This window comes from Archangium sp., assembly GCF_036389735.1.
In the GTDB taxonomy this organism is placed as follows: domain Bacteria; phylum Myxococcota; class Myxococcia; order Myxococcales; family Myxococcaceae; genus Archangium.
Map to the genome: position 1 here is coordinate 1 of NZ_DASVWK010000165.1, position 4,689 is coordinate 4,689.

General features: G+C 69.0%; 4 protein-coding genes. 3 read left to right on the forward strand and 1 reads right to left on the reverse strand.

Annotated elements, in window-relative coordinates:
* Positions 1-102 precede the first annotated feature (102 nt).
* From VF794_RS06215 to VF794_RS06225, 3 genes are all read left to right on the forward strand, one after another.
* Positions 103-1,962, forward strand: a complete 1,860-nt coding sequence (locus VF794_RS06215; protein WP_331108260.1) for a M4 family metallopeptidase — start codon at positions 103-105, stop codon at positions 1,960-1,962.
* Positions 1,963-2,091: 129 nt separating this feature from the next.
* Complete coding sequence (locus tag VF794_RS06220) at positions 2,092-2,910, forward strand: HAD-IIB family hydrolase (protein ID WP_331108261.1); 819 nt, start codon at positions 2,092-2,094, stop codon at positions 2,908-2,910.
* A complete protein-coding gene (locus VF794_RS06225; RefSeq protein WP_331108262.1) occupies positions 2,907-4,106 on the forward strand; it encodes a class I SAM-dependent rRNA methyltransferase in 1,200 nt (399 codons plus the stop codon). The genes VF794_RS06220 and VF794_RS06225 overlap by 4 nt, the downstream gene beginning before the upstream one ends.
* Positions 4,107-4,173: 67 nt before the next feature.
* On the opposite strand, the gene VF794_RS06230 is transcribed toward VF794_RS06225, so the two are convergent.
* Entirely contained in the window at positions 4,174-4,593 is a 420-nt protein-coding gene (locus VF794_RS06230) for a hypothetical protein (RefSeq protein ID WP_331108263.1), read from the reverse strand.
* Positions 4,594-4,689: the final 96 nt, after the last annotated feature.

Genomic DNA, 4,689 nt, shown 5'->3' on the forward strand with positions numbered 1-4,689 from the left:
AGTCGACTTCGCAGGGAATCCGCCGATTTAACGGTTGGCCCGATACGTGCTTAGGGAAGAACTGTCTGACGGCACCCCGCCGTCGGCCAGGAGAGATCCCCCTTGGTTCGCACTCGCTTCCTTGCTGCCGCGTTGCTCGCCCTCCCCCTCGCCGCGTGCGAGGTCGACAACTCCCAGGTTGCCGCTGGCGCCGAGAAGGTCGACGAGCTGGGCGATGTTCGCTCGGCCCTCGCCGCGCTGCCCTCCGCTCAAGTTGTCGGTCAGCACGACGACGGCGTTCCCTTCATGGTCAAGGGCAACCTGGGCTCTTCTCTGCAGGGCGTCGCCTCGGCGTTCCGCCTTGATGCCACCGACCTGGTGGTGAAGAGCACTCGCCTGGATGAGCAGGGCAACACCCGCGTTCGCTTCGGCCAGACGAAGAACGGCCTGCCGGTCGTCGGCGGCGAGCTGATCGTGACCCAGGACTCGAGCGGCCGCATCGTGTCGGCCAACGGCTCGGCGCGTGACGGCGAGATCGCCCCCGCCAAGGCGCGCGTTTCCGCGGAGGCCGCCAAGGCCGCCGCCCTGGACAGCACCTCGGGCATCCGCATCGCCGCCGACGGCGAGCCCCGCCTGGTGTACGTGCGCAAGGACAACGGCAGCCTGAAGCTGGCCTACGAGGTGGTGGTGACGGGCGAGGGCCGCGACCTGCCCATCCGTGACCACGTCTTCGTCAGCGCGCAGGATGGCTCCATCCTGGATCGCGCCACGGACATCCACACCGCGCTCAACCGCGCGGTGTACTCGGGCAACAACACCACCACGCTGCCCGGTACCCTCAAGCGCAGCGAGGGTGGCGCGGCCACCGGTGACACCCACGTGGACGACAACTACAACCACCTGGGCACCACCTACAACTGCTACAAGACCAACTTCAACCGCGACTCGTTCAACGGCCTGGGCGCGCAGCTGAAGAGCACGGTGCACCACAGCACCAACTACACCAACGCCTTCTGGAACGGCAGCCAGATGGTGTACGGCGACAGCGATGGCGTGCAGTCCGCGCCGCTGGGCAAGTCGCTGGACGTGACGGTGCACGAGCTGACCCACGCGGTGACCAGCTCCGAGTCCAACCTCGTGTACTCCAACGAGTCCGGCGCCCTCAACGAGGGCATGAGCGACATCTTCTCGGCCTACTGCGAGTCGTGGACCAAGGGCTGGGCGACGGACCCGGCGGTGTGGATGATCGGCGACGACGTGTGGACGCCGGCCACCGCGGGTGACGCGCTGCGCTACATGGGCAACCCCACCCAGGACGGCTCGTCGAAGGACTACTACCCCACGCGCTACACGGGCACCTCCGACAACGGCGGCGTGCACTGGAACTCGGGCATCGCCAACCTGGCCTTCAAGCTCCTGTCCACGGGCGGCACGCACCCGCGCGCCGTGACCACCACCGTCGTCCCGGCGATCGGCGTGCAGGCGGCTGGCGCCATCTTCTACAAGGCCAACGTGGACCTGATGACCTCCAGCACCACCTTCGCCCAGGCGAAGACCTACACGGAGCAGGCCGCCGGCACGCTCTACGGCGCTGGCTCGGCTCAGCAGGCCGCGGTGACCAAGGCCTGGGAGGCCGTGGGTGTGGGCGTGGCGGTTCCGCCCGCTCCTTCCACCGCGCTGACCAACGGCGTGGCCACCACGGGCATCTCGGGCGCCTCGGGCTCGCAGAAGTTCTACTACCTGGACGTGCCGGCCGGTAAGGCGGTGACCTTCGCGATGAGCGGCGGCACGGGCGACGCGGACATGTACGTGAAGTTCGGCGCGCAGCCCACCACCTCCTCGTACGACTGCCGTCCGTACCTCTCCGGCAACGCCGAGACCTGCAACATCGCCGCGAAGACCACCACGGGTCGCTTCCACGTGATGCTCAACGGCTACAGCTCCTACTCCAGCGTCTCGCTCAAGGGCAGCTACACCCCCTGATCGCGCTGAGACAGACTTGAGCTGAACGGCCCCTGGGAGGCATGCCTCCCGGGGGCTTCGTCTTTGCGGGGCCTCGGGCCCACCGAGCCCTTCCCGTCTGGCCGGGAAGGGTGTAGTGCGGCTGCCCGTATGCCCGCCCCTCGCCCCCTGCGCGACGCGGACCTCTTCTGGGTGGAAGGGGTCTTCACCGACGTCGATGGTACGCTCACCACCTCGCACCAGCTGCGCTCCACCACCGTGCGGGCGCTCGAGCGCCTGTCCGAGGCCGGGCTCAAGCTGGTGCTGGTGACGGGCCGCCCCGCGGGTTGGGGCGAGGCCTGGGCACGCACGCTGCCGGTGGATGGCGTCATCGCGGAGAACGGGGGCCTGTTCTTCCTGCGCGGCCCCAAGGGCAAGCTGCGCAAGGTGTACGCGGAGTCCCCGCGCGTCCGGGTGTCGAACCGACAGCGGCTGGAGGCCGAGGTGGCGGACGTGCTGCGCCAGGTGCCGGGGGCGCGCCTGTCCACGGACAGCGCCTACACCGAGGTGGACTTGGCCGTGGACTACAACGAGGAGGCCCGGCTGGGCGAGGAAGCAGCCGGGCGCATCGAAGCCCTGCTGCGGGCGCGCGGGGTGACGGCGGTGCGCTCCTCGGTGCACGTCAACTGCTGGCTGGGCCGCTTCGACAAGCGCTCCGCGGTGCGCCGCTTCCTGAAGCTCGCCTGGGGCCTGCGGCTGGAGCCGGGGGATCCGCGCTTCGTGTACGCCGGGGATAGTTTCAACGATGCCCCGATGTTTGGAGAGTTCGCCCTGAGTGTCGGGGTGGCCAACGTGCGGCGGGTGCTGGATCGCATCGACACGCCGCCGGCCTTCATCACCCGGGCGGAGGAGGGGCGGGGCTTCGAGGAGCTCGCCCGCGCCATTCTCGCCCAACGGGGCCGCAAGGCCCCTCGAGGAGTCGGACCGTGAACGTCGTCAAGCTGGAGCTGGCCCCAGGGTTGGGCCGTCACCTGCGCGCGGGGCACCCGTGGGTCTTCCGCAAGGCGCTGGACAAGGTGCCGAAGATTCCTCCCGGCAGCGTGGTGGACCTGGCCGAGAACGGGAAGTTCGTGGCGCGCGGGTATTTCGATCCGTACTCGGCCATCGCGGTGCGCGTGCTGACGCGCAATCCCCGGCAGACCATCGACGCGGCCTTCTTCGCGCAGCGGGTGAAGCAGGCGCTGGCCGAGCGGCGCTCGCTGATCGACCTGAAGGACACGGACAGCTTCCGCCTCATCCACGGAGAGGGGGACGGGCTGCCGGGCGTGGTGGTGGACCTCTATGGCCACTACGCGGTGATGAAGCTGTACTCGGCGGGACTCACGCCGTACCGCGGGCTCATCGTGGAGGCGCTGAAGGCGGCGGTGCCGGAGCTCAAGGGCATCCTGGGCCGGGACGAGGTGGGCCGGGACGACGCGGAGGACGAGGACGGCGGCCGGGGTTCGGGGCGGATGCTGTGGGGGGAGAAGGCGCCGGAGCTGCTGGAGATCCTCGAGCGGGGCGCGAAGTTCGGCGTGGACGCGTGGCGTGGGCAGAAGACGGGCTTCTTCCTGGACCAGCGCGAGAACCGCTACCTCATCCGGCGGCTGTCGCAGGGCAGGGACGTGCTCAACTGCTTCTGCTTCAGCGGCGGCTTCTCGGTGAACGCGGCGCTGGGCGGGGCCAGGAGCGTGTTCTCGGTGGACCTGGATCCGGACGCGATCGCCCTGGCGCGCGAGAACTTCACGCGCAACGGGCTGCCGGCGGAGAAGTACGACTTCCTCGCGGCCGACGTGTTCAAGCTGTTGGCGTCCTTCCGCGAGGAGGGGAGGACGTTCGATCTGATCATCCTGGACCCGCCGGCGTTCGCGAAGAGCCAGAAGGCGGTGCAGGCGGCGATCGACGGGTATGCCTCGCTGAACCGTCAGGCGCTGGGGTTGCTGCGGCCCGGAGGGTTGCTGGCGACGGCCTCGTGCTCGGCGCGCGTGGCCCCGGACGCCTTCCTGGGTGCGGTGAAGGAGGCGGCCTTCAAGGCGGGGGTGGACCTGGCGATGGTGGAGGAGCGCTACCAGCCGCCCGACCATCCCATCCGCCTTCAGTTCCCCGAGGGCCGCTACCTGAAGTTCTACGTGATGGCCTCGGTGTAGCCGACACCGCGGAGCGGGCGGGAGCGACGAGAGCCGCTCCCTGAAGCGCCGGGGACTCGTGCTGGCCTCAGCGCTTGAACACGCGCGAGGCCACGCGGTCCATCACCTCATCGGCCCACACGAGGCTGGCCTGGGTGAGGCGCTGCATGTCCTCCCGGAAGGCCGCGTCCGCCGGGAGCGTCGAGTAGGTGCGGCTCAAGAAGAGGCTCTTGTTCTCGGGCTCGTAGTCCACCGCACCACCGCCGGTGTTCGTGCCGGCCTTCTCCTCGTCACGGAAGCCCTCGATGACGCCGGGCTTGGGCGCATCGCGGAACTTGTAGATGAGGGCACTCGTCTCCAGCGCCTGCTTGTCCGAGTGGTACTCGAAATAGAGCTGGGCCTCGCCGAGCACCGCGCCACCGAAGCCCTGCGGGTTGAGTCCTTCGCTCGGCTGTCCGACGGACTGCATGAACGTTTGCAGCAGGCGCTGTGCTTCGTCGCGAGTCATGGGTCCTCCACCTCCAAGAGGCGTCATCCTTCCCGGGTGACGTTAGCAGCAATGCGTGCTGGTCCGCGATGAACGAAGCGGGTATCCCTGCATCGG